At 57.3% G+C, this 25568-nt stretch carries 23 protein-coding genes; 15 read left to right on the top strand and 8 right to left on the bottom strand.

Going from position 1 to position 25568, the window contains the following annotated elements; genetic code table 11:
• Positions 1 to 39: 39 nt before the first annotated feature.
• Together mmuM and mmuP are read right to left on the bottom strand one after the other, a co-directional pair.
• Positions 40 to 978, bottom strand: coding sequence for a homocysteine S-methyltransferase (gene mmuM / locus ACMGG1_RS05685; RefSeq protein WP_142814714.1), 939 nt, complete (start codon positions 976 to 978; stop codon positions 40 to 42).
• Positions 968 to 2377 carry an S-methylmethionine permease gene (gene mmuP, locus ACMGG1_RS05690; RefSeq protein ID WP_020828013.1) on the bottom strand — a complete coding sequence of 470 codons (1410 nt, stop codon included), beginning with the start codon at positions 2375 to 2377 and terminating at the stop codon, positions 968 to 970. The genes mmuM and mmuP overlap by 11 nt, the downstream gene beginning before the upstream one ends.
• A gap of 194 nt (positions 2378 to 2571) precedes the next feature.
• Here mmuP and ACMGG1_RS05695 point away from each other — a divergent pair, with 194 nt between their 5' ends.
• The 4 genes from ACMGG1_RS05695 (at position 2572) to ACMGG1_RS05710 (ending at position 8896) form a co-directional block, all read left to right on the top strand.
• Positions 2572 to 3411 (top strand): ChaN family lipoprotein, encoded by an 840-nt coding sequence (locus ACMGG1_RS05695; RefSeq protein WP_414161211.1) that lies wholly within the window; start codon positions 2572 to 2574, stop codon positions 3409 to 3411.
• A gap of 102 nt (positions 3412 to 3513) precedes the next feature.
• Entirely contained in the window at positions 3514 to 4314 is an 801-nt protein-coding gene (locus ACMGG1_RS05700) for a TonB family protein (RefSeq protein WP_414161212.1), read from the top strand.
• A gap of 77 nt (positions 4315 to 4391) precedes the next feature.
• Entirely contained in the window at positions 4392 to 6524 is a 2133-nt protein-coding gene (locus tag ACMGG1_RS05705; RefSeq protein ID WP_414161213.1) for a S9 family peptidase, read from the top strand.
• A gap of 131 nt (positions 6525 to 6655) precedes the next feature.
• On the top strand, positions 6656 to 8896 hold the full coding sequence (locus tag ACMGG1_RS05710; RefSeq protein ID WP_414161214.1) for a TonB-dependent receptor domain-containing protein: 2241 nt from the start codon (positions 6656 to 6658) through the stop codon (positions 8894 to 8896).
• A 17-nt stretch (positions 8897 to 8913) separates the two neighbouring features.
• Here ACMGG1_RS05710 and ACMGG1_RS05715 read toward each other — a convergent pair whose 3' ends face one another.
• The 3 genes from ACMGG1_RS05715 to amiA all read right to left on the bottom strand — a co-directional run bounded on the left by ACMGG1_RS05715 (position 8914) and on the right by amiA (position 11246).
• Complete coding sequence (locus ACMGG1_RS05715; protein ID WP_020828008.1) at positions 8914 to 9369, bottom strand: YaiI/YqxD family protein; 456 nt, start codon at positions 9367 to 9369, stop codon at positions 8914 to 8916.
• A complete protein-coding gene (gene hemF / locus ACMGG1_RS05720; protein WP_020828007.1) occupies positions 9369 to 10289 on the bottom strand; it encodes an oxygen-dependent coproporphyrinogen oxidase in 921 nt (306 codons plus the stop codon). Before hemF ends, ACMGG1_RS05715 begins: the two co-directional genes overlap by 1 nt.
• Before the next feature lie 69 nt (positions 10290 to 10358).
• Entirely contained in the window at positions 10359 to 11246 is an 888-nt protein-coding gene (amiA, locus tag ACMGG1_RS05725) for an N-acetylmuramoyl-L-alanine amidase AmiA (protein WP_020828006.1), read from the bottom strand.
• A 205-nt stretch (positions 11247 to 11451) separates the two neighbouring features.
• On the opposite strand from amiA, the gene ACMGG1_RS05730 reads away from it, so the two are divergent.
• Entirely contained in the window at positions 11452 to 11877 is a 426-nt protein-coding gene (locus tag ACMGG1_RS05730) for a GNAT family acetyltransferase (RefSeq protein ID WP_020828005.1), read from the top strand.
• Positions 11878 to 11919: 42 nt separating this feature from the next.
• On the opposite strand, the gene ACMGG1_RS05735 is transcribed toward ACMGG1_RS05730, so the two are convergent.
• Entirely contained in the window at positions 11920 to 12318 is a 399-nt protein-coding gene (locus ACMGG1_RS05735) for a YgiW/YdeI family stress tolerance OB fold protein (protein ID WP_142814718.1), read from the bottom strand.
• A gap of 171 nt (positions 12319 to 12489) precedes the next feature.
• On the opposite strand from ACMGG1_RS05735, the gene ACMGG1_RS05740 reads away from it, so the two are divergent.
• The 8 genes from ACMGG1_RS05740 (at position 12490) to cysM (ending at position 20000) form a co-directional block, all read left to right on the top strand.
• The gene (locus ACMGG1_RS05740; RefSeq protein ID WP_046374996.1) at positions 12490 to 12954 is read left to right on the top strand and encodes a DUF2919 domain-containing protein; all 465 of its coding nucleotides are present in this window, start codon (positions 12490 to 12492) and stop codon (positions 12952 to 12954) included.
• Between the two features lie 156 nt (positions 12955 to 13110).
• The gene (locus tag ACMGG1_RS05745; RefSeq protein ID WP_217331692.1) at positions 13111 to 13695 is read left to right on the top strand and encodes an RpoE-regulated lipoprotein; all 585 of its coding nucleotides are present in this window, start codon (positions 13111 to 13113) and stop codon (positions 13693 to 13695) included.
• A gap of 433 nt (positions 13696 to 14128) precedes the next feature.
• A complete protein-coding gene (locus tag ACMGG1_RS05750) occupies positions 14129 to 15028 on the top strand; it encodes a Dyp-type peroxidase (protein ID WP_115058356.1) in 900 nt (299 codons plus the stop codon).
• 200 nt (positions 15029 to 15228) lie between these two features.
• Complete coding sequence (locus ACMGG1_RS05755; protein WP_020828000.1) at positions 15229 to 16251, top strand: sulfate ABC transporter substrate-binding protein; 1023 nt, start codon at positions 15229 to 15231, stop codon at positions 16249 to 16251.
• Positions 16251 to 17081 (top strand): sulfate/thiosulfate ABC transporter permease CysT, encoded by an 831-nt coding sequence (gene cysT, locus ACMGG1_RS05760; protein ID WP_020827999.1) that lies wholly within the window; start codon positions 16251 to 16253, stop codon positions 17079 to 17081. The genes ACMGG1_RS05755 and cysT overlap by 1 nt, the downstream gene beginning before the upstream one ends.
• Complete coding sequence (cysW, locus tag ACMGG1_RS05765) at positions 17081 to 17956, top strand: sulfate/thiosulfate ABC transporter permease CysW (protein WP_115058357.1); 876 nt, start codon at positions 17081 to 17083, stop codon at positions 17954 to 17956. The genes cysT and cysW overlap by 1 nt, the downstream gene beginning before the upstream one ends.
• Positions 17946 to 19034 (top strand): sulfate/thiosulfate ABC transporter ATP-binding protein CysA, encoded by a 1089-nt coding sequence (gene cysA / locus ACMGG1_RS05770; RefSeq protein WP_142814720.1) that lies wholly within the window; start codon positions 17946 to 17948, stop codon positions 19032 to 19034. The genes cysW and cysA overlap by 11 nt, the downstream gene beginning before the upstream one ends.
• A gap of 84 nt (positions 19035 to 19118) precedes the next feature.
• Positions 19119 to 20000 carry a cysteine synthase CysM gene (cysM, locus tag ACMGG1_RS05775; protein WP_020827996.1) on the top strand — a complete coding sequence of 294 codons (882 nt, stop codon included), beginning with the start codon at positions 19119 to 19121 and terminating at the stop codon, positions 19998 to 20000.
• 3 nt (positions 20001 to 20003) lie between these two features.
• On the opposite strand, the gene ACMGG1_RS05780 is transcribed toward cysM, so the two are convergent.
• On the bottom strand, positions 20004 to 21956 hold the full coding sequence (locus ACMGG1_RS05780; protein ID WP_261109278.1) for a MacB family efflux pump subunit: 1953 nt from the start codon (positions 21954 to 21956) through the stop codon (positions 20004 to 20006).
• A gap of 2 nt (positions 21957 to 21958) precedes the next feature.
• A complete protein-coding gene (locus ACMGG1_RS05785; protein ID WP_122079960.1) occupies positions 21959 to 23152 on the bottom strand; it encodes an efflux RND transporter periplasmic adaptor subunit in 1194 nt (397 codons plus the stop codon).
• Positions 23153 to 23326: 174 nt separating this feature from the next.
• Between ACMGG1_RS05785 and ACMGG1_RS05790 the strand changes: the two genes are divergently transcribed.
• Together ACMGG1_RS05790 and ACMGG1_RS05795 are read left to right on the top strand one after the other, a co-directional pair.
• Positions 23327 to 24007, top strand: coding sequence for a response regulator transcription factor (locus ACMGG1_RS05790; protein WP_020827993.1), 681 nt, complete (start codon positions 23327 to 23329; stop codon positions 24005 to 24007).
• A 5-nt stretch (positions 24008 to 24012) separates the two neighbouring features.
• Positions 24013 to 25329 carry an ATP-binding protein gene (locus ACMGG1_RS05795; protein ID WP_273854350.1) on the top strand — a complete coding sequence of 439 codons (1317 nt, stop codon included), beginning with the start codon at positions 24013 to 24015 and terminating at the stop codon, positions 25327 to 25329.
• The last annotated feature ends 239 nt before the right edge of the window (positions 25330 to 25568 follow it).

The raw sequence follows: 25568 nt of genomic DNA on the forward strand, positions 1-25568 counted from the left end.
ATTAAACCGCCCCCTGACGCCTTGGCGCAGGGGGCTTTTTTATGCCTTGCAGAGTGCCGCGATCTGGCGAATATCCTTTGGCGTAGTCCGGCAGCAGCCGCCGATCAGCCGTGCGCCGATGCGTTGCCATTCTCCTACCTGATCAATCAGGCTGCCGTGCTCGCCGCCGCAGGCGTGCCAGGTTTTGCTCACCGCGTCGTAATGTTCGCCGGAGTTAGGATAGACCAACAGCGGTTTATCGGTCAGCACGGCAAATTGGCGCAGCGCCGGGGCCACATTTTCCAGCGCAATGCAGTTGATGCCAATCGCCAACGCCTGCGGATTACCGTGCAGCGCTGCCAGCACCTGCGTCAGCGGCGTGCCGTCGCTGAGGTGTTGGCTGTCGCGCAGGGTGAAGGCAAACCAGGCGCCGAGCGTCGGGAATTCTTGCAACAGCGTGAGCAACGCCTGCAGCTCGGTGAACGAGGGCAGGGTTTCACAGGCCAACAGATCTACGCCGGCTTCGGCCAACGCACGGATGCGTGGGCGGTGGAAGGCGATCATTTCTTCCTGCGGTAATGCGTAATCGCCGCGATATTCAGAGCCGTCGGCCAGATAAGCGCCATAGGGGCCGACCGAGCCGGCGATCGGCAAGGGGGTTGCCTGCGGGTGCTGAGCCAGAAAGTCGCTGCGCGCCTGTTGCGCCAGGTGCACGCTTTTGGCGATCAGCGCCAGTGACTGCTCGTGATCCAGCCCCCGGCGCAAAAAGCCCTGTGGCGTGGCCTGATAGCTGGCGGTGATGGCGCACTGCGCCCCTGCGTTGAAATAGTCGAGATGAACCTGATAAATCAGCTCGGGGTTTTCGATCAGCACCTTGGCCGACCACAGGGAATCACTGAGGTCACAGCCGCGAGCCTCCAGTTCGGTCGCCAGTGCGCCGTCAAGAATCAGCGTGTTGTGGGTGGCCAACAGCGTGGCGACGGGGTTGTTAACCAACATGATTTTCTCCCAAAGATGTTTTTTGCCCGCTGCGGCGGGTCAGATAATAGGCGGCGTAGCACAGTGCGACGAACGGCAGCCCGCAGTAAAGCGCGATGCGCTGCTCCGGATCGAACGCCAGTCCGATACAGGCCAGCAGGCACAGGGAAAAACCGACGATCGGCGTTAACGGATAGCCCGGCGCGCGGTATTTCAGGCCGGCGATCGGCTGGCCGCTGCGCAGATAGTGGCGGCGGAAAGCGTAGTGGGAGGCGCAGATGCTCAACCAAACTGCCACCACGGCAAAGCCGGAAATGGCCGACAGGGCAACAAACACCGTGTCCGGCGCAATCACGCTGGTTAACAGCGCCAGTACGCCGCCAAGCATGCTGAAGGTCAGCGCATTGATCGGAATGCCGCGTTTATTGACGCGAGAAAAATAGGCCGGCAGGGTGCGCTGGTTGGCCAGCGACCACAGCATGCGGCCCGAAGCGTACAGGCCTGAGTTGGCGGCCGACAGGATGGCGGTCAGGATGACGAAATTAAAGATATCGGCGGCATAGGGCACGCCGATGCGTTCAAACACCAACACAAACGGGCTTTTGACAATCCCGGCCTGATCCATCGGGATCAGCGCAGCCAGAATAAACACCGTGCCGACAAAGAACAGCATCAGGCGGATCACCGTGGTGCGTATCGCCCAGGGCACCACCTTTTCCGGATTTTCGGTTTCGCCTGCGGCAATGCCGATAAGCTCCGTGCCGGAGAAAGCGAAGTTGACCGCCACCATCGTCATCAGGATCGGCAGGGTGCCGTTGGGCAGCCAGCCGGAGGCGGTCAGGTTATGCAGAAAGGGAGCCGGGGTGCCGTCTTTCATCGGCAGCAGGCCAAACATGGCTGCTCCGCCGAGGATGATAAACGCCAAAATAGTGATCACCTTGATCAACGAGAACCAGAATTCGCTCTCCGCGAAGAAGCGAGTGGTGACTACGTTGAGCAGGAAAATGGCCGCGCAGAAAATCAAACACCACAGCCAAACCGGCGACTGTGGGAACCAATACTGCATGCAGAAACCGGCGGCGGTCAGGCTGGAACCGAGTGCGACGGTCCAGGTGAGCCAATAGAGCCAGGCCACGGTATAACCGGTCGCCGGACCAAGATAGCGGGAGGCATAAACATGGAAGGCGCCGGTTTCCGGCATCGCCACCGAAAGCTCGCCCAGGCACAGCATGACCAGATAGACCACCAGTGCGCCAATCAGATAGGCCAGCAGGGTACCCAGGGCGCCGGTGGTGGAAATGATATAGCCGGTGTTGAAAAACAGCCCGGTACCGATCACGCCACCCAGCGACAGCATCACCAGGTGCCGGGCCTTCATGGTGCGTTTGAATTGCCCTTCGGCGGGGACAGGTGAGTGCATGGTGTTTTACCCGTATAGACGTCTAAGCTGCTAAATGGCTATTGGTTATACCTGCAATACTTCATGAAATCAATGCGTGGTCAGAGATCCTAAAGTAAAAAAATAGTTATCGATGTCGCAGGAAAGGGGGTTGTCTATATGCAAATGATAATTATTATCTATAATGTCGCCACTTTTTATGACAGGGCAGCATCATGAGACTTTTGATTTTATTGGCCGCGCTGGCGCTCGCCGCCTGTAGCCAAACCCCGGTTTCCTCGCCAAAAAATACCCTTGATAGTTTGGGCAAAATTACGGATTTGCGCAGTGGAGAAAGCCTGTCACCTGACCAGCTTCTGGCCCGTTTGGCCGGTCAACCGCGGGTCATTGTCGGCGAAAAACACGATAACCCCTATCACCATCAGATTGAGCTGTGGCTGGTGCAAAACCTGCCGCAGCAGCGTCCCCAGGGTAGCGTGCTGATGGAAATGATTAACCCGAATCAGCAAGACAAGGTTAACCAGGTGAAACAGTGGCTGCAGGGGGACCCCAGCGTTCGCGACGGACGCGTAGCGGAGTTGATCGGCTGGCAGTTGGGGTGGAAATGGTCGCTGTACGGCGATGTGGTAATGGCGGCGATGCGTGCACCCTATCCGCTGTGGTCGGCTAATCTGGATCGCGATGAAATCATGGCTTTTTATCAGCAGCCAAGTTTCCCGCAGGGCCAACTGTCGGTGCGTCCGGTGGTGCAGAAAGCGCTGGAGGAAACTATCCGCACTTCGCACGGCGGCAAGATTGAACCTCAACAATTGCATGCGATGCTGGCGATCCAACAGCAGCGTGACCGCCGCATGGCCGAACGCCTGCTGGCCGCGCCCACTCCCGCGCTGTTGATTGCCGGTGGCTACCATGCCGCCAAATCCGTAGGAGTGCCACTGCACGTGCAGGATTTGCAACCGGCTGCGTTGCCAACGGTACTGATGCTGGCGGAACCCGGGGTACAGGTCGACAAACAGGTGGCCGATTACCTGTGGATCACCCCGGCCGTAAAATGAATCTGTTAAGGCAGTGAAAAGGACTGTTAATAATAATTACAAATGATTATCATTAGCAAATGTGATCTGCAATCATTCGCAATTAAGTAATCTAATGTCCCTATGCTAAGTCAGTCTTTCTCTTTTTCGGCCCCTGCGATGCCGCAACCGCGCTGGTCGCGCGGTTTTGTGTGCGCTATCGCGGCACATGTGGCGCTGGTACTGTTGTTTTACTGGCCGCCACGCTCGCTGCCGCCGATGCAATTGCCGCCTCCGGCGGTAATGATGAGCTGGGCCGCGCAGATTGAAGCGCCGGAAAGTCCCAAACCCTTACCGCTAGGCGTACAGCAGGCGCAGTCGTCTGCTGCACAACCGGCTGAACAGCAAGAACAACCCGACTTACCAAAGCTGGCAAGGGCTGAAAAAACCAAGATTGCCGTGGCCGAAAAGAAGCGAACTGAACAGCGGCCGCCGCAGAAAACTCAGCCGAAGCCCGAGGAGCAGGCAAAAGAGACCAAACACGCTGCGGCCTCCAGCGCCGCGGCACCGAAAGCGTTGAATGTAGCCCGGCAGGCGGCGGCACCGCTGAACAGTGATTCCGCCAGTCAACTGCAGGCCAAGCTGTCGTGGGAAAGCCAGGTTAAGGGGCTGCTGAACCGCATCAAACGCTATCCGTCGGATGCACAGCGCCGCCGCCGTACAGGCATGCCGCAGGTGGTCTTTACGGTGGATGCGCAGGGCCGGGTGTCTGATTTGAGATTGCAGGCGTCGTCAGGTACCGCCTCGCTGGATCGGGAGGCACTGGCGGTGGTGACTCGGGCGCAGCCTTTGCCGCAGCCGCCGGTGGAGATGCTTCAGCAGGACAAGGTTCGGGTGACGATGCCCATCGATTTTAATCTGGCGGCGTTGCACGCCGTCCAATAGTTTATGCCGACGGCAGCGGCCTTTTGTTTGCTGAAACAAAAGCAGGCGTTGCCGATGTCAAACCATCGTGAGGGACTATGAAATATCCACTTTTGCCGGGCCGTTGTTGGCGTGCGGCAACCTCTGTCGTGATCTCATTAAGCTTAATGGGCCAGGCCGTTCAGGCGGCACCGCAGGCTCCCAGCGCGGAAATCATCCCGAAAAAGTTGACCGCCCAGGGTGAAACCCGGGTAGATGATTACTATTGGTTGCGCGACGACAGCCGCCAGAATAAAAAGATGCTGGATTATTTGACGGCGGAAAACCGTTATACCGAACAGATGATGCAGCCGTACAAAAAACTGCGCGATACGCTGTACCAGGAAATGCTCGGCCGCATGAGCCCGGAAGATCGCTCGGTACCTTATCAACTGAACGGCTACCGCTATCAGGAAAGCTATGCGGCGGGCAAGGATTTTGCCCTGTACCAGCGTCAGGCCCTTACCGCCGATGCGCCATGGCAAACGTTGCTGGATGCCAACCAGCGCGCGACAGGGCAGGCTTATTACCGTGTTGGCGGTCTGGAGATCAGCCAGGACAATCAGCGGATGGCGATCGCCGAAGATTATCAGGGGCGCAGGCAGTACCGTATTTCGTTGCGTAATGTCGACAGCGAGAAATGGGCCGCGGAAGTGATTGAAAACACCTCTGGCGACATGGTGTGGGCCAACGATGGCAAGACGCTGTTTTATATTCGCAACCATCCGCAAACGCTGTTGCCGTACCAGGTTTATCGCCATCAGTTCGGTACGCCGGTCGCGGACGATAAACTGGTGTATCAGGAAGATGACGCGGCGTTTTATCTGAGCCTGGCCCATTCCTCCTCCCGCGACTACCTCATTATTACCATCAGCGGCAACACTACCTCTGAGGCGCGGCTGATCGATGCCAACCAACCGCTGAAAGCGCCGGTGCTGTTTGCCGCCCGTCGGAACGGCCATGAATATTACCTCGACCATTATCGCGGCGAGTTCTATTTACGCTCCAATCACCAAAGCCCGCATTTTGGTCTCTATCATACCGCGGCGCTCGATAAACCGTGGCAGACGCTGATTGCACCGCAGGAAAAGCGCGAGGTCGAAGGTTTCACCTTATTCCGCGACTGGCTGGTGGTGAAAGAGCGTGGCGATGGCCTGGTACAGCTACGGCAAATCAGTTGGGACGGCAAAACCCAGCGCAGCATTCCGTTCGATGATGCCAGCTACATGGCCTGGCTGGGCTATAACCCCGATCCGGACAATCAGCACCTGCGCTACGGCTATTCGGCGATGACCACGCCGACCAGCACCTACGAATGGGATCTTGATAAAGGCACTCGTACCCTGTTGAAACAGCAGGAAGTGAAAGGGGTTGATCCCAGCCAGTACCACAGCGAACGGGTGTGGATCAGCGCGCGTGACGGTGTGAAGGTACCCGTCTCGCTGGTCTACAACCGTGCGATGTTCAAACCGGGGCACAGCCCGCTGCTGGTGTACGGCTATGGCGCCTATGGCATGAGTATGGATCCGGCCTTCAGCGCCAACCGCATCAGTTTACTGGATCGCGGTTTTGTTTATGCGCTGATCCACGTGCGTGGCGGCGGAGAATTGGGGCAGAACTGGTATCAGCAGGGCAAACTGAGCCATAAACCCAACACCTTCAGCGACTTTATCGATGCAACCCAGGCGTTAATCAAACAGGGTTACGGCCAGCCGGGGCGTATCTATGCCATGGGGGGCAGCGCCGGCGGCTTGCTGATGGGCGCGGTGATCAATCAGGCGCCGCAGCTGTATAACGCGGTGGTGGCGCAGGTGCCTTTCGTGGATGTTTTGACCAGCATGCTCGACGACAGCATTCCACTGACCGTCGGCGAATATGAAGAGTGGGGCAACCCAAATCAACCAGAAGCCTATGCGCTGATGAAGTCTTATAGCCCCTACGACAACGTACGCAAGCAGACGTACCCGAACCTATTGGTGACCAGCGGCCTGTATGATTCGCAGGTGCAATATTGGGAACCGGCAAAATGGGTGGCCAAACTGCGTCGCTTTAAACAGGGCGATTCGCTGCTGCTGCTGGCCACCGATATGACGGCCGGGCACGGCGGCAAATCGGGCCGACTGACGCGGCTGGAAAATAGCGCCTTGGAATACAGCTTTATTTTGGCGGTGGATCAGAAAACGCGGAAATAACCCTTCTGGCCGCCAGGAAATAACCTGGCGGCTTATTAAAACGATAAAGCGTTAATTTTACCGTCGATTTCGGCGGGCTTTGTGCTGGGCATTGTCGGCCATAACATCTTTTTGGTCATTTCTGGGGATCTATGAAAATTAAATTACTGGTAAGCCTGATCGGTGCGGGAATAGCGCTGAGCGGGACGGCGACGGCTGCGCAAGACGGGGCAGATAATGGCAACGGCAACGTGGTGTTTAGCCCGTTGAACGTTTCGGCTGCGACAGAAAGCGACCGTAGCGAAAAGGAGGCGTTGGAAAAACTGGGTGCCTTCAGCTCACGAGGGGAAAATAAGAATCTCGAATCGGTAGACAGCATTTTGCGCAGCATGCCGGGCACCTATACCCAAATCGATCCGGGCCAGGGATCGGTTAGCGTCAATATCCGCGGCATGAGCGGCTTTGGCCGCGTTAATACCATGGTGGACGGTATTACCCAGAACTACTACGGCAGTTCGCCGAGCGATGCAGCCCATGGCGGGTTACCCACCAGCCAGTTCGGTGCGCTGATCGACCCCAATTTTATCGTCGGCGTTGATGTAGCGCGCGGCAATGCGACGGGCTCCGCCGGAGTGAATGCGTTGGCAGGCAGCGCCAACTTCCGCACCCTGGGTGTGGATGACGTGGTGTTTTCCGATAATCCCTTTGGCGTGCGCACCAAATTTTCCGTGGGCAATAACGGCATTGGCCGCAGCGGCATGATTGCCGTGGGCGGGAAAACCGGCGCCTTTGGCGAAGGCGGCAGCCTGGGCGCGATGGCAGCCATCAGCGGCAGTTCCATCACGTCTAATTACAAAAACGGCTCCGGTTTTGACAGTGAAGAGTTTAACGTTGATAAAACTTATCGACAGAACCCTAAATCCCAGTTATTCAAAGTCGATATTAAGCCAGACGCTTTTAATAGTATCGAACTGTCGGCCAGGACCTACCAGAATAAAATAACCCGCCGTCATATCGACAGTAATGACTTCTATATTAAATATCACTATGCGCCTTTCTCCGAGCTGATTGATTTTAATCTGACAGCCAGTACCAGCCGCGGTGAGCAGAAATTCATGTCTGACAATATGGCAGGGTTTAGCGACAGTAAGGCGAAAAATATCTCGGACGCGCTGGACGTCAATAACACCAGCCGTTTCAGCCTGCAGGAGGTCGATTTTGCCTTCAGTTATGGTGGCAAGCTGATCCGTAACGAATACAAGAAGCACGCATCCGGGCTGGTAACCGACGATAACCAGGCGGAAAGTTCGCCGGTGGGGATCGCGGGTAAACAAAATATCGCCAGCCTTTACAGTGGGCTGCAGCTTAACTACGGCATCTGGCAGAGCAACTTTGATCTGAACTACAGTTCCTATGATATTTCCGGTTATAAACCTGCCTGTGATGAGCGAGTGGCCTGCTTCCCGCAGGGGGCCAGCAATATCAATTTGAAAGAGCACGGTTTTAATCCGTCGGTGCTGTTATCGGCGCAGGTGACGCCATGGTTGCAGCCGTTTGTCAGCTACAGCAAGTCGATGCGCGGGCCGAATATTCAGGAGGTATTCTTCGCCAACAGCGGCGGGCAGTCGATGAACCCGTTCCTGAAGGGCGAAACCGCCGAAACCTACCAGGCCGGCTTCAACGCCAATGCTCATGACCTGTTGTTCAAGCAGGACAGCTTCCAGCTGAAGGCGGTGTATTTTGAATCAAAGATCAAAAATTACATTTCCAGCCAAAACTACATGGTGTGCAGCAATCGCGAGAAGTGCAACCGCTCCCAGGCTACGCAGGAAGAGTGGGATAACGCCGATGAGAATGTCGTGATGACCATGTACAGCAATGCTTATGAGCCGGTCAGAATGCGTGGGGTGGAAGTAGAGGCAATGTATGATGCCGGTTTCGCCTACACCAAACTCTCCCTGAGCAAAGAGCACACCAGCCAACCGACCAATCAGGCCAGCAACGAATTCGGTGCCGGTGACATCAGCGAACTGCCGGAGTTTTATTTCACGTTAGATTCTGGGGTTCGTTTGCTGGACGAGAAACTGACGCTGGGCGGATTGGTCAAATACACGGGTAAAGCGGTTCGCCTGTCGCCAAATTCGGATCGGGACGAAAATGAGCAATTGCTGAAAGAGCCTGCGCCGCACATTCCGACGATTATCGATCTGTACAGCACCTATCAGTTCAACCGTAACCTGCTGTTGAAATTCAGCGTGCAGAACCTGATGGACAGAGACTATTCCGATGCGTTGAACAAGATGAACTCGATGCCGTCCCAGTCACAGGACTTCACACCGACCAACACCGCCCGCGGCCGAACCTATATCTTCGGCGGGGAGGTGCGATTCTAAGCGGAGTACGGGCGCAATCACTGCGCCCGTTTTGCCTGCTGCAACCACTTGTCCAGCTCGTTGGCGAACTGCTGACGGTCGCGCTGGTTCAGCGTATTCGGGCCGCCGGTCTGGATACCGCTGGAGCGCAGGGTGTCCATAAAGTCGCGCATGTTCAGGCGCTCACGAATGGTGTCTGGCGTATAGCGTTCCCCGCGCGGATTCAGCGCCACCGCGCCTTTTTCGATCACCTCGGCAGCCAGCGGGATATCGGCGGTGATCACCAGATCGCCTTTCTCGCAGCGGCGCACGATTTCGTTATCCGCCACGTCAAAACCGGCCGCCACCTGCAGAGTGTGGATATGCCTGGAAGGCGGCGTTCTCAGCGGTTGGTTGGCGACCAGCGTTACCGACATGGCGGTACGATCCGCCGCGCGGAACAGCACTTCTTTGATCACGTTGGGACAGGCGTCCGCATCGACCCAAATCTGCATTATTCCGGCTCCTTCAACCAATCGCGCACCGGCAGGAAATCACGGTAAAGGGCCGCTTCCGGGCTGTCTTCCGCCGGTTGATAGTTGTATTCCCAGCGTACCAGCGGCGGCATCGACATCAGGATAGATTCGGTACGTCCGCCGGTTTGCAAGCCAAACAACGTGCCGCGATCCCAGACTAAATTGAACTCGACGTAGCGGCCACGGCGATACAGCTGGAACTGACGTTGGTTATCGCCCCAACTCAGCGCCTTGCGTTTTTCCACGATCGGCAAATAGGCATCGAGGAAGCCTTCGCCCACCGCTTGGGTAAACGCGAAGCAGGTAGCGAAGTCGGGCGTGTTGAGATCGTCAAAGAACAGGCCGCCGATGCCGCGCGCTTCGTTGCGGTGCTTGATAAAGAAATAGTCATCGCACCACTTTTTGTATTTGGGATACACCTGCTCGCCGAAGGGGGCGCACAGCTGTTCGGCGGTGCGGTGCCAATGAATGGCATCTTCTTCAAAGCCGTAGAAGGGGGTCAGATCAAAGCCGCCGCCAAACCACCACACCGGTTCTTCGCCCGGCTTTTCCGCAATGAAAAACCGCACGTTGGCGTGGCTGGTCGGGATATAAGGGCTGCGCGGGTGGATCACCAACGACACGCCCATCGCCTGGAAGCTGCGGCCGGCCAACTCGGGGCGGTGCGCGGTAGCGGAGGCGGGCAGGGTGGCACCGGAGACGTGTGAGAAGTTGACGCCCGCTTGTTCGAACACCGCGCCGTCGGTCAATACCCGGCTGCGGCCACCGCCGCCTTCTTCCCGCGTCCAGCGGTCCTCGTTGAAAACGGCGCCGCCGTCGGCCTGAGCCAGCTGCGTGCAGATGCGGTCCTGCAGTGCCAGCAGGAAGGATTTTACTTCTGCGATGGTCGATAAACTCATACGGATTAATTCACAGCGTCTGACTGAACAAGCCGCAGAGTATACCTTTATTCACCGTGGCTGGCAGTATCAGCCGGGTTTTCGTTGGTGTGAATCGTAATAGCTGAAGAAACTGATCACGCCGTCGGCGATGGCGCGGGCTATTTTCTCGCGGAATGCGGTGGTGCCAAGCAGGCGCTCTTCCGCCGGATTGGTGATAAACGAGGTTTCGACCAGTACCGACGGAATCGACGGGGATTTCAGCACCGCGAACGCCGCCTGTTCGGTGCTGTTGCTGTGCAGATGATGCACCGGGCGGATCTGGCCGAGCACGTGGCGGCCGAGCGTCAGGCTGTTGTTGATGGTATCGGTTTGCACCAGGTCGAACAGCACCTGCTGCAGATAGTTGTCCTGATTTTTGTATTTGCCACCGGCCACGTCATCGGCGGCATTTTCGCGGTTGGACAGATAACGCGCCATGGCGCTGCTGGCACCGCGATTGGACAGGGCAAACACCGAGGCACCGGAGGCTTCCGGGCTGGTAAAACCGTCGGCATGGATAGAGATAAACAGATCGGCCTGATGCTGGTGGGCAATCTCCACCCGCTGAAACAGGGGGATAAACTCGTCTTCTTCCCGCGTCAGGCGCACTTCAACGTGTTCCTGTTCGTGCAGAATGCGACGCACGTGGTTGGCAATCTCCAGCACCACGTGTTTTTCCTGCGAACCTTCTCTGCCGACGGCGCCCGAATCGATGCCGCCGTGACCGGGATCGATCATCACCAGCCTTTTGCTGCCGCTGGGTTTGGGCGCAGTTTTAGCGTGTTGCTTGCGCAGCATGCCGCCGGTTTCGGCTTGGGCCGTTTGGCTCTTGCTGCCGAGCAGCACCAGCGCCAGACCAGAAAGCAGTAATTGACGTCGCGTGGGGGAAACGGGGAGCGGTTTAAAATTGAGGAAGGGTTTAACCTGCTTTTTCATAACGCTACGCTCCATCGACAAATTCTATTTTGCGACGTTATATCGTATTGATAATCATTAATCGACCGGATAACTATGTCCATTTATTACGCGAGTTACCGGGGATTTCTGCATTATTGCCCGGGGAAATCGCAGTTTGATATTGCGTAAGTGAATAATCCCGCGATAATCAGATAAACATCTTAATTAACAGCGGCGAACATCGATGGAAATTCGCGTATTTCGACAAGACGACTTTGAAGAAGTCATTACCCTGTGGGAGCGCTGCGATCTGCTGCGGCCGTGGAACGATCCTGAGATGGATATTGAGCGCAAACTGAATCACGATCCGGATCTGTTTCTGGTCGCGGAAGTGGGCGGAGAAGTCGTGGGATCGGTGATGGGGGGATACGACGGTCATCGTGGTTCGGCGTATTATCTCGGGGTGCATCCAGATTATCGCGGACGCGGTATCGCCAATGCGTTGATCAGCCGGTTAGAGAAAAAATTGATCGCGCGCGGTTGCCCGAAGATCCAACTGATGGTGCGGGAAGATAACGACACGGTGATCGAGATGTACGAGAAACTCGGTTACGAGATCCAGAGCATTACCAGCCTGGGCAAGCGGCTGATCGAAGATCAGGAATATTGAGCGATACTTTGGGCGGTGAGGCTTCACCGCCCAAACTGCGCGTTAGGGCAGTTTTTTGATGGTTTTCACGTCGACTTCCACGTTACTCCAGTCTTTATCCACTTTCCCTTCCAACTGCACTTTATCTTTCGGGGTGATGGTCTGACCGTTCCAGCGTTTTTTGTCGATCTCGACCGTCAGCGTGCCGCTGGCGTCGCGGAAGGTATAGGTCTCGTCGCCGACGCGTTGCTCAATGTTGCCTTGCAGCATCACCCAGGTGTCATCACTCATTGACTTGACCTTGTCGACGGTGGTCAACGCGGCGCTAGGGCCGGAAAATCCGCCTTGCTGCGTGTTTTGGGTGTGCGTTTGCGGTGCCGCAGGATCGAGGAACCCGCCTTGCTGAGCCATAACCGGTGCGCTGCACAGAGCAATTAATGCTGCCAGGGTATATTTTTTCATCTTAAGCTTCCTTATCTCAATCTAGAATCAAAGCCCTGCCAATCAGGACTGCTGGTTTGATGGGGTTAAGTAAAGCATGAAAATCTTAAGGGGTTCTTAAGCGCGCGCATTGAAAACAATAAACACGGCACCCATTTGAAAAATCATCATGATATTGGCAAGGAATCGATGTTGAAGCCACTTCCACCCCGTTTTTCTCCCGACGATTACGATCAGCACGGTGCGTTGCGTTTGCCGCTGTGGTTTTGGGGCGTACTGATTTTACAGGCCCGCACCTGGATCCTGTTTGTGATGGCCGGGGTTTCGCGCCAGCAGGGGGAAGGCCTGCTATCGCTGTTTTACCCGGACACCCAATGGTTCTGGTATGGCATCGTGCTGGGGCTGCCGGCGGCGTTGGCATTTTTGATTGCTCCGCGTCGTCACCAGTGGCCACGGCTATGGCGTGCCTGGCGCTGGGTACTGATTGCTTCGCTGCTGGCAGCGCTGGGCGGTTCCCTGTTTAGCCTGTGGCAGCAAGACGACAATCCTTCGGCGTTGGACATCGTGTTGGCGCTGCTCGATGCGTTGGCGCTGGCTTACTTGCTGCTGAGTGCGCGTCTTAAGGCCTGTTTCGTGGTACAGGATGAGGCGGGTTAATTGCCGCACAGTGCGGCACTTTTCTCATTTTCCGCACTCCAAGCTCGCAACCGATGGCGATGCGTGGACAGTTGTGAGAGGCTGACACGCAACAAAACGCCAAGTGCGGCAGGGCAGAGCAGGCTGTGCCCCGTCATTGATGTTAAGGAGCTAAAAATGAATGTTCGCCCACTGTTGTTAGGGCTTCCGCTGTTACTGACCGGCTGTTCGACGATGTCCAATTTCTCTTGGTCCAGCCTGTCGCCATTTAACTGGTTTGGCAGCAGCCTCGAAGTCAGCGCCAAGGGCGTTGGTGACCTCAACGCCGGTACCACGATGTCGGAAAGCGCCATTAACGACGGGCTGAATGGCGATTACCGCCTGCGCGGTGGCATGGCTACCAGCCAGGGCAAAATAGTTTCCTACTACCAGGCGATGGACGGCAACGACGTGAAGCTGGTGATCACCGGGGAACCCAAGGGTCACGTGCAGCGCGTGGACGTGATGGACAGCAAAGTCGCGACCGAGTGGGGCAGCAAGCTGGGCACGCCGTTCAGTGACCTGTACAGCAAGGCGTTCGGTGCCTGTAAACCGGCCGACGGCGATGATGCCGGCAAGGTCGAGTGCGTCGCACAGCAGAGCAAGTACGTCACCTATATCTTCGACGGCAAGTGGGCCGGCCCGCAAGATATCATCCCACCGGATGACACGCTGAAAAGCTGGACGGTCAGCAAGATCATCTGGCACGCCAAACCGCAATAAAGCTTCCCCCTGGGCGCCCGATCCGCGGCGCCCCTGATTTATCTGGTTTCCATCCCCACTGAACGTTAAATCACCGCTACCTTTGGGCAAGATTGCCCGGTTATGGGTAACCCTATTTTCTTTGCGCTGATGCAAGGCAATCCCGTTTTCATCGGGTATGATACTGCGCATTCGTAACAGGAAATCTAGACATATACCCTATGGCTTTAAAGTTGCAGCCAGGCGGCCAGCTCGCTCACCCCGGGCGCTTACTTGAGTAAGTAACGGGGGTGAGCGACAAATCTGTCGGGAACAGATTTGAACGCTGCTTGTAGCGGCCCCGAAGGGGCAAGACCTACGGAGGGGTCTTGTAAGCAGGTAACAACGCTGCGACTTTAAAGACGACGGGTATACAGCAGCCTGTTACTCGATTTCGATTTTGAGGATAACGATAATGACCCAGGTTCAGAGCGGTATTTTACTGGAACACTGCCGCTTCGCCATTTTTATGGAAGCCACCGTGCAGGGCGAATTCGCCGATTTGCGCCAGGGCTGCAAGCAGTTTTGCCAGACGTTGACCGAGCTGCAACAGCAGTTTCCCGATGCGCATTTGGGTGCGGTGATCGCCTTTGGCTATGACGTCTGGCACGACCTTTCCAGCGGTCAGGGCGCAAAAGAGCTGAAGCCATTCACCCCGCTGGGCAAAGGGTTGGCCCCGGCCACCCAGCGCGATCTGTTGATCCACATCCAATCCTTGCGTCATGACGTTAACTTTACGCTGGCGCAGGCGGCGCTGGCAGCGTTCGGCAACGCCATCAAGATTGAAGAAGAAACCCACGGATTCCGCTGGGTGGAAGAGCGCGATCTGAGCGGCTTTATCGACGGCACTGAAAATCCGCAGGGCGATAAACGTCCTGAAGTGGCGGTCATCGCCGAAGGTGAAGAAGACGCAGGTGGCAGCTACGTGCTGGTGCAGCGTTATGAACATAACCTGCGTCAGTGGCAGCGCTTTACCACCGAGCAGCAGGAGCAGATTATCGGCCGCACCAAGCACGACAGCGAAGAGTTGCCGCCGGAGCAGCGTCCTGACACCTCGCATGTCAGCCGTGTCGATCTGAAAGAAGACGGCAAAGGCCTGAAGATTTTGCGTCAGAGCCTGCCTTACGGTACTGCCAGCGGTAAACACGGGCTATATTTCATCGCCTATTGCGCCCGCCTGCATAACATCGAAAAACAACTGCTGAGCATGTTTGGCGATTTGGACGGCAAACGTGATGCGATGCTGCGTTTTAGCCGTGCGGTGACCGGCAGCTATTACTTTGCGCCTTCGTTGACGCGCCTGCTGTCGCTTTAACCTTTCCTCCGGGGTCGGCCATGCCGGCTCCGGATTAACTTCCTCCTCTGCCACACCGCTCTGCCCCTGCCTTATAGCGTTTGATGCTTGAAAATCACTAAACGGTATATAAAAGCGTTACAGCTCCGCACCTAGTTATAAATACACTGGTCAACATCAGGGCGAAAGCCCGGCGGATTGATTCAGCTATAAGGTGCACAATGAAACAAACACGGGTTAAAAATTTCATGCTGAAAGGATGGTTGGCGGCGGCGCTGTTAGCCAGCGGTACCGTTTCGGCCGCTGAGCTGCTGAACAGCTCCTATGACGTTTCCCGTGAATTGTTTACCGCACTGAACCCGGGTTTTGAACAGCAGTGGAACCAGCAGCATCCGGGCGACAAGCTGACCATCAAACAATCTCACGCTGGCTCTTCCAAGCAGGCGCTGGCCATATTGCAGGGGTTACGTGCCGACGTCGTGACCTACAACCAGGTGACCGACGTGCAGATCCTGCACGATCGCGGCCAACTTATTCCGGCTGACTGGCAGGCTCGCTTACCGAACAACAGCTCACCTTTCTATTCCACCATGGCTTTCCTGGTGCGCAAGGACAACCCAAAAGGCATCCATAGCTGGAACGATTTGGTGCGCGACGATGTGAAGCTGGTGTTCCCGAACCCGAAAACCTCCGGCAACGGCCGTTATACCTATCTGGCTGCCTGGGGAGCCGCCAGCCAGGCTGACGGCAACGATCAGGCCAAAACCCGTGCCTTTATGACCCGTTTCCTGAAAAACGTGCTGGTGTTTGACACCGGCGGTCGCGGTGCGACTACTACCTTTGTGGAACGCGGCCTGGGTGACGTGCTGATCAGTTTTGAGTCGGAAGTGAACAATATCCGCAAGCAGTATGGCGAAGACAAGTATCAGGTGATCGTGCCGCCGGTCGATATTCTGGCGGAGTTCCCGGTCGCCTGGGTCGACAAAAACGTGGAAAGAAACGGTACTGAACAGGCCGCCAAAGATTATTTGAATTACCTCTACAGCCCGGCTGCGCAGCAGGTGATCACCAGCTTCTACTATCGCGTGTATGACAAACAGGCGATGGCGGCCGCGAAGGGCCAGTTCCCGCAGACCAAACTGTTCCGTGTAGAAGATCAGTTTGGTGGCTGGCCACAGGTGATGAAGACGCACTTTTCTACCGGTGGCGAGTTGGATCAACTGTTAGCGGCAGGGCATAAGTAATGTTGTTGTCCAGCAAACGGGTTCTGCCTGGGTTTGGTCTCAGTCTGGGAAGCAGCCTGTTTTACACTTGCCTGATCCTGCTGCTGCCGCTCAGCGCACTGGTGATGCAGCTGGCGCAGATGAGCCTGGCGCAATATTGGGAAGTGGTTTCCAACCCGCAGGTGGTTGCAGCCTATAAGGTCACGTTGCTGGCGGCGGGCGTCGCCAGCTTGTTCAACGCGGTGTTCGGCATGCTGATGGCCTGGATCCTGACTCGCTATCGTTTCCCCGGGCGCACGCTGCTGGACGGCCTGATCGACCTGCCGTTTGCGCTGCCGACGGCGGTGGCCGGTTTGACGCTGGCGGGGCTGTTCTCCACCACCGGGTGGTATGGCCAATGGTTGGCGCATTTTGACATCAAGGTGACGTTCACCTGGCTTGGCATCGCGGTGGCGATGGCCTTCACCAGCTTGCCCTTCGTGGTGCGTACCGTTCAACCGGTGCTGGAAGAGCTGGGGCCCGAATATGAAGAGGCCGCAGAGACCCTGGGCGCAACCCGCTGGCAGAGTTTTCGCCGCGTGGTGATGCCGGAGTTGGCACCGGCGCTGCTGGCCGGCACGGCCATTTCCTTTACCCGCAGCCTGGGCGAGTTTGGTGCGGTGATTTTCATCGCCGGCAACATCGCCTGGAAGACGGAAGTGACCTCGCTGATGATTTTCGTTCGTCTGCAGGAGTTCGATTATCCGGCGGCCAGTGCGATTGCCTCGGTGATCCTGGCGGCTTCGCTGCTGCTGCTGTTCAGCATTAACGTTCTGCAAAGCCGCTTTGGCCGACGCATCGGGGGGCACTGATGGCGGATATCTCTGAGTTCAACGGTGTCGAACGCCCGCGCGTCAATTGGGGCAAGTGGACGCTGATCGGTATCGGCGTGCTGTTTTCGGTATTGCTGCTGGTGGTGCCGATCGTTTCCATTTTCGCCGAAGCCTTTTCCAAGGGCGCTGGCGCGATGTGGAGCAACCTGGTCGATCGCGACATGTTGCACGCTATCTGGCTGACGGTGCTGATTGCCCTGATTACCGTGCCGTTCAACCTGGTGTTCGGCACCTTGCTGGCCTGGCTGGTGACGCGGTTCACTTTCCCGGGCCGCCAGCTGCTGCTGACGTTGATCGACATCCCGTTTGCCGTTTCACCGGTGGTGGCGGGGCTGATTTACCTGCTGTTTTACGGCAGTAATGGCCTGCTGGGCGGTTGGCTGGATGCGCACAATATCCAGATCATGTTTTCCTGGCCGGGCATGGTGTTGGTGACCATTTTCGTGACCTGTCCGTTCGTGGTGCGTGAGCTGGTGCCGATGATGCTGAGCCAGGGTAGCCAGGAAGACGAGGCCGCCATTTTACTGGGCGCTTCCGGCTGGCAGATGTTCCGCCGGGTGACGTTGCCGAACATTCGCTGGGCGCTGCTGTACGGCGTGGTGCTGACCAACGCGCGCGCCATTGGCGAATTCGGCGCGGTGTCGGTGGTGTCCGGTTCTATTCGCGGCGAGACCTTTAGCCTGCCGCTGCAGGTCGAGTTATTGCAACAGGATTACAACACTGTTGGCTCCTTTACCGCCGCCGGGTTACTGACCCTGATGGCGATAGTGACCCTATTTTTGAAGAGTGGCCTGCAATGGCGTCTGGAACGCCAGAATGCACGTCTCGAGCGGGAGGAAAGTCATGAGCATTGAGATTAACGGTATCAACAAGTTCTTCGGTCGTACCAAGGTATTGAACGATATCTCGCTCGATATTGCCTCCGGTGAGATGGTGGCGTTGTTGGGGCCGTCGGGCTCCGGCAAAACCACGCTGCTGCGCATTATTGCCGGGCTGGAAAACCAGAGCGGCGGCAAGCTGGGCTTCCACGGCACCGACGTCAGCCATGTGCATGCGCGCGATCGCCGGGTGGGTTTCGTGTTCCAGCATTACGCGCTGTTCCGCCATATGACGGTGTTCGACAACATTGCCTTTGGCCTGAGCGTGCTGCCGCGTCGTGAGCGTCCGAATGCCGCGGCAATCAAACAAAAAGTGACCCAACTGCTGGAGATGGTGCAGCTGGATCATTTGGCCAACCGCTATCCCTCACAGCTTTCCGGCGGCCAGAAGCAACGCGTAGCTTTGGCTCGTGCACTGGCGGTAGAGCCGCAGATTCTGCTGCTGGACGAACCTTTTGGTGCGCTGGATGCCCAGGTGCGTAAAGAACTGCGCCGTTGGTTGCGTCAGTTGCATGAAGAGCTGAAGTTTACCAGCGTGTTCGTCACCCACGATCAGGAAGAGGCGATGGAAGTGGCCGACCGCATCGTGGTGATGAGCCAGGGCAATATTGAGCAGGTAGGTTCGCCGGAAGAAATTGTCCGCGAACCGGCCAGCCGCTTTGTGCTGGAGTTCATGGGCGAAGTGAACCGCCTGAGCGGCGAAATCCGCGGCTCGCAACTGTTCGTCGGCGCGCACCAGTGGCCGCTGTCGTTCCAGCCGATGCATCAGGGCAGCGTGGATCTGTTCCTGCGGCCTTGGGAGATGGAAGTGGGCACCGAGAGCAGCGAACGCTGCCCGTTGCCGGTGCAGGTGCTGGAGGTTAGCCCGCGTGGCCACTTCTGGCAGATGACCGTTCAGCCGATCGGTTGGCACCAGGAACCTATCAGCGTGGTGTTGCCTGACGGTAACGAGCCGCCGGTTCGCGGTGGCCGTTATTACGTCGGCAGCCTGAATGCGCGCCTGTACGCTGGCGATCGGCTGCTACAACCTGTTGCGTTAGCTAAAAGCGCCTGATAGTTTTTACCTCCCAACATCATTTTAAAGGCAACCCTGGGGTTGCCTTTTTACATTACGCACTTCAACACACAGGCAAAGCACGTGACAACGCTCGAACAATGCATCGGCAATACCCCGCTGGTAAAATTACAACGTCTGGCCGCAGGACTGGGCAGCGAGGTTTGGGTCAAGCTGGAAGGCAATAATCCGGCGGGCTCGGTGAAGGACCGCGCCGCGCTGGCGATGATCCAGCAGGCGGAATTGCGCGGTGAGATAAAACCCGGTGACCGGCTGATTGAGGCCACCAGCGGCAATACCGGCATTGCGCTGGCGATGATCGCGGCGTTGAAAGGCTACGCTTTGACGCTGCTGATGCCGGAAAACATGAGTCTGGAACGCCAGGCGGCGATGCGCGCCTACGGGGCCGAGCTGATCCTGGTCAGCCGGGAAGTGGGCATGGAAGGGGCGCGTGACCTGGCGTTGGACATGCAGAATCAGGGGCAGGGCAAGGTGCTGGATCAGTTCAACAATCTGGACAATCCCTACGCCCACTTCACCACCACCGGCCCGGAAATCTGGCAGCAGAGCCAGCAGCGGGTCACCCATTTCGTCTCCAGCATGGGCACCACCGGCACCATTACCGGCGTGGGCGGCTACCTGAAGAGCCAAAATCCGCAGGTGCAGATCATTGGCTTGCAACCGGCGGAAGGCAGCAATATTCCCGGTATTCGCCGCTGGGCACCGGCTTATCTGCCGGGTATTTTCCGCCCGGATCTGGTGGATCAGGTGTTGGATATCGAGCAAACCGACGCCGAGCAGACCATGCGTCAGCTGGCGCAGCGCGAAGGCATTTTCTGCGGCGTCAGCTCCGGCGGTGCGGTGGCCGGTGCGTTGCGGATCGCAGCGGCGAACCCGGGCAGCGTGATTGTGGCGATCATCTGCGATCGCGGCGATCGCTACCTCTCCACCGGCGTTTTCGGTTGAGGGTTACTCCCTTTCCAACGCATGTATCGGATCCATCCCGGCAGCGCGTCTTGCCGGGAAGAAGCCAAAAATCACCCCGATCAGCGTCGAACAGATAAACGCGGCGACAATGGACTCGGTGGAATACACCATCGTGAAATTGTCGCTGAATTGACTGAACACCACGCCAATCCCCAGCGACAGCAGAACCCCCAATGTGCCGCCCAGCAGGCACACCAGTACCGCCTCAATTAAAAATTGTTGCATGATGTCGCTGGCGCGGGCACCGACCGCCATACGCACGCCGATTTCGCGGGTGCGTTCGGTCACCGACACCAGCATGATATTCATTACCCCAATGCCACCCACCACCAGAGAAATCAATGCGATCATCGACACCAGCAGCGTCAGGGTGGCGGTGGTTTTCTCAATGGTTTGGCGAATGCTGTCGGTATTCATCACAAAGAAGTCCTTGCCGCCATGGCGCTGGCTCAGCAGACGGGTGACGCCGTCTTCGGCGCTGGTGAGATCGATATCGTCGTTCACCCGCACGGTGATGCTTTTCAGGTAGCTCTGGCCCAGCATGCGTTTCATGGCGGTGGTGTAGGGGATCCAGACGTTCAGATTCTCGTCGCTGCCGAAACCGCTCTGTTTTTTGGCGGCGACGCCGATAATGCGACACGGCAGCGAGCCGAGCAGGATCACTTCGCCAAGCGGGTTGGCGCCGTGAGGAAACAGTTTGTTGCGGGTATTTTCGTCAATCACCGCTTCCTGCATCAATTGGTCGACGCTATGGCGGTTAAACGCCATGCCGCTGTCGATGCTGTAACCGCGCACCAGAAAATACTGCTCACCGACGCCATTGACCGTGCCGCTGACCGACTGATTGCCATAGCGGAAGGTGGTGCTGCTTGAAACGGTCGGCGTGACGCTGTGCACGTAGCCCTGCTGCGCCAGCGCATCGGCGTCGGTGGCCCGCAGCGTCTGTACTGCAGCAGAACGCATATCGCCGAAATCTTTGCCCGGATAGACCTCCAGCGTGCTGGTGCCCATGGCGTTGATGTTGGCCAGCACCTGCTGCTGAGAGCCTTTGCCCAGCGCCACCACCGATACTACCGAGGCAATGCCGATGATAATGCCGAGCATGGTCAGTAGGGTGCGCAGGCGTTGTGAGGCCATCGCCAGCAGCGCCATTTTGAATGCTTCGTACAGGCGATCGCGTTGCGATTGCCAGCGGCTGACGGCGTTATCCAGCGCTATCGGTAGGCGTGCCACGGTGTGGGCCGTTGTTTTCCGTCGGTCGGCGACAATCTCGCCGTCACTAAGCTCAATGATGCGCTGAGCATGTTCGGCAACTTGCATATCGTGAGTGACAATCACCACCGTATGGCCGCGAGCGTGCAAGTCTTTCAGGATGCTCATCACTTCTTGCCCGCTGTGGCTGTCCAGCGCGCCGGTGGGTTCGTCTGCCAAGATTACCTCGCCACCGTTCATCAATGCGCGAGCGATACTGACACGTTGCTGCTGGCCACCGGAGAGCTGGCTGGGACGATAATTCAACCGTTGCGCCAGGCCGAGCCTTTGCAGCAGATCGGCGGCGCGTTGTTGGCGTGCGCTGCGGGCATGGCCGGCATACACCGCAGGGACTTCCACGTTGCCTTGGGCGCTAAGATCCCCCAGTAAATGATAGCGTTGGAAGATAAAACCGAAATGTTCGCGGCGCAGTTCGGCCAGGCTGTCGCGATCCAGCCGTGCGGTACTGCGGCCGGCCACCTGATAATCCCCTTCGCTTGGGCGATCGAGGCAGCCGAGAATGTTCATCAAGGTTGATTTACCCGAGCCGGAGGCGCCCACGATGGCCACCATCTCGCCTTGGGCAATGCTGAGATTGATCTCCTTGAGCACGGTGACGTTTTGGTCACCGGCCTGAAAACGGCGGCTGATACCCTGCAGTTGCAGTAGGGGTTGTGAGGCCATCATCACATCCCCATCGGTGGCGGGCCCATACGACGGGCGGGGCTTTGGCTCGTGGCATTGGCCTGGCTGACGATCACTTTCTCACCGGCCAACACGCCGCTGATAATCTGTGCGTCGACGTTGTTATTGATACCGACCTTGACCGGACGGCGGGCGATATTGCCCTGCTTATCCACCACCTGTACCCAGTCGCCTTCCAGCGCGGTTGCGGGGATCACCACCGCATTTTCCGCTTTGGCCAACACGATATACACCTGCGCAGTCATTGAGATGCGCAGCGCGCCGTCCGGGTTTGCCACATCAAACAGGCCGTTGTAGTAAATTGCGGTGCTGGAGCTGGAAGTGCTGCTAGACGTGCTGGTGCTGGTCGAAGTGGTTTCGTCGTTGATCGAGTCTGGTGCCGGCTCTATGGCCCGCAGCTGGGTGCTATAACGCTTGCCCGGTTCGCCGAGGATGGTGAAATAGACCGGCATGCCGGTTTTCACCTTGACCACATCGGCTTCGGATATTTGCGCTTCGACAGTCATGGTCGCCAACTGAGCGACTTTGACGATGGTGGGGGCGCTTTGGACTGCGTTCACCGTTTGGCCTTCTTCTACCGGTAACGCGACGATGGTGCCGTCGATCGGCGAGGTGATTTTGGTGTAACCGAGGTTAACCTGCGCGGTGTTGACCGCGATTTGCGCCTGAATGATCTGCGCATCCAGCGCGTTGATATCGGCGCGGGTGGCAATCAACGTGGCCTGAGCGCTGTCCAAATCTGCGCGGACCCCGACGCCACGCGCCACTATGGCCTGCTGACGCTGATAAACCAGCTGATTGTTGTGCAGCGCCGCCATTTTGGACGCGCGCTGTGCCTGAACGTTCTTCAATGCCGCTTCCGCGTCCCTCAGGGCGTTCTGCTGGGTTAAGTCATCAATCTCAGCCACTCGCTGGCCTTTATGCACTTTGTCGCCCAGCGCCACGTACAGGGCCTTAATCTGGCCCGATACCTGAGCGCCGACGCTAACCTGTTTTTGCGCTTCTATCGTACCGTCGGCCAGCACCGTTTGTTCCAGGTCACGGGTTTGCGCTACCGCTGTGATATACCGGGGCGTTTCTGTAGCGTCGTGGGATCGGAAGTAGAGAAATAGGGCGATAGCGGCCACAATAACAGTGGGCGGCAGATAGCGTTTTAAGCGTTGAAACGATGGCATGAGGAGAAGCTTCCCTGGCATAAAGCGTGGCGAAAATCTGTTGGCACTAATTTAACGCGCCGTCGGCCGGGCTGCGGTTAAGTGGCATTCAGGAATATGTAAGGATTGAGTAAAACCGGCTGCGAAGCAGGCAAATAGGCGTGAAAATGACGAAAATCCGCGAAGGAGCAAGGCATGAAAATTTTATTGGTCGATGATGACCTCGAACTCGGCACCATGCTGAGTGAATATCTGACTGGCGAAGGTTTCAATGCCACGCTGGTGCTGACCGGCAAAGCGGGCGTGGAAGGCGCGCTGTCTGGCGATTACACCGCAATGATCCTCGACATCATGCTGCCGGACATGAGCGGCATCGACGTGCTGCGCGACGTGCGCAAAAAGAGCCGCATGCCAATCATTATGCTGACGGCCAAAGGCGACAATATCGACCGGGTCATCGGGTTGGAGATGGGGGCCGACGACTACATGCCCAAGCCATGCTATCCCCGTGAGCTGGTGGCACGCCTGCGTGCGGTGCTGCGTCGTTTCGACGAGCGCCCGGAAGAAGTGGACGACGAAATTGCCATTAACTTCGGTGAGCTGACCCTCAACCCATCGACCCGCAGCAGCGAATGGCGCGGTAAACCTTTCGATCTGACCGCTTCCGAATTCAACTTGCTGGAGCTGTTGCTGCGCGCGCCCGAACGCGTGGTATCAAAAGACGAGCTATCGGAAAAAGGGTTGGGGCGCCCGCGCGAAGCCTATGACCGCAGCGTTGACGTTCACATCAGCAATATTCGCCAGAAGTTGGGGGCGTTGACGGATAACGCACTCAGCATTGAAACGGTGCGCAGCATCGGCTACCGCATTCGGTAATGGCCATGCGCGGAAGACTATTCTGGAAAATCCTGCTCGGCTTCTGGCTGACCTTTATCATCATGACCCAGGCGCTGTGGGTCGCTTTTTCTTTGTATGGCGATCGCTATGAGCCACCGGAAAACGCGATGGCCCGGCGTGCGGTTACGCTGCAACTGACTTCGGCCGCCACCCAATTGCGCGAGGGCGGACTGCCGGCATTGAATGCCATGCTGAAAGACTGGTCGGATGATGACCGACGCTTGCTGTCCGTAACGCCGATGGCGCAGCCACCAGCAGCGGAGGAACCGGTATTTGAGGGGCGCCGCAGGTTAAAAGAGGTGACTGCGTGGGTGAAAGATTCGGGTGGCACGGGCTATCTGTTGAGTTACGACATGCGGGCCCTGCGGGAAGAATATAGCCCGAACCGGCGTCCGCACGTGTTCAATATCCCTATGCCGATGCTTTGGGTGGGGGGGCTGGCGGGGCTGCTGTTCAGTACGGTACTGGCCTGGAACCTGACCCGGCCGATGCGTAAGCTGCGCGATGGTTTTGACCGCGTAGCTCAGGGCGACTTATCGGTGCGTTTGTTCCCTGCGATGCGCCGGCGACATGATGAACTGTCCGAGGTAGCGCGCGATTTTGACAGCATGGCCGAGCGGCTGGAGCTGTTGGTCAGCGCCCGCGAGCAGTTGCTGCACGACGTTTCGCATGAGCTTCGTTCACCGTTGGCCCGGTTGCAGTTGGCCATTGGCCTGGCGCGGCAAAATGCAGGCAACGTCGAGAACTCGCTGCAACGCATTGAGCATGAAGCGGGGCGGCTGGATAAAATGATTGGCGAACTATTGGCGCTGTCACGTGCCGAGAGCAACAGTCTGCCGGACGAAGAGTATTTCGATCTGTACGGGCTGGTGGATGCGGTAGTGAGCGACGCGCGTTACGAAGCGCAAATCCCTGGCGTCGAGATTGCGCTACAGGCCAGTTCGGACGTGGAATATACCGTTAAGGGCAATGCCGAGCTGATGCGGCGCGCGGTGGATAATATCGTGCGCAACGCGTTACGTTTCTCCAGCCATGGTCAGCGGGTGACGGTGGTGTTGACGCGAATCGACCAACTGTTCCAAATAGAGGTCAGCGATCAGGGGCCTGGGGTAGAAGAGTCGAAGCTTTCCAGCATCTTTGATCCGTTCGTCAGGGTAAAATCGTCGATGTCGGGCAAGGGTTACGGACTGGGACTGGCGATCACCCGCAAGGTGGTGCTGGCACATGGCGGACAGGTTGAGGCGCGCAACGGCGAACAGGAAGGATTGGTGATTACTCTGCGCATTCCGCGTTGGCAGTAATAATACCCTTCGCCTTTAGAACCGCCGCGTTGTTGGTTGGCTGCTCGTGCGCACACCAGTCACTTACTTGAGTAAGCTCCTGGGGATTCCCCCGCTTGCCGCCTGGCTGCAATTCGAAATTCGTTGGGTATTCTCAGTTGTGCAATAGGCGTTATCGGCGCAGGCAGTTTGAAAATGCCTCGGAGTGTACGTGCAGTACATACTGATTCAGCCTGGTGACATAAAAAAACGGCGCCAAG

It is taken from the genome of Serratia sp. BNK-12, assembly GCF_047456085.1.
GTDB classification, from domain to species: Bacteria; Pseudomonadota; Gammaproteobacteria; order Enterobacterales; family Enterobacteriaceae; genus Serratia; species Serratia liquefaciens.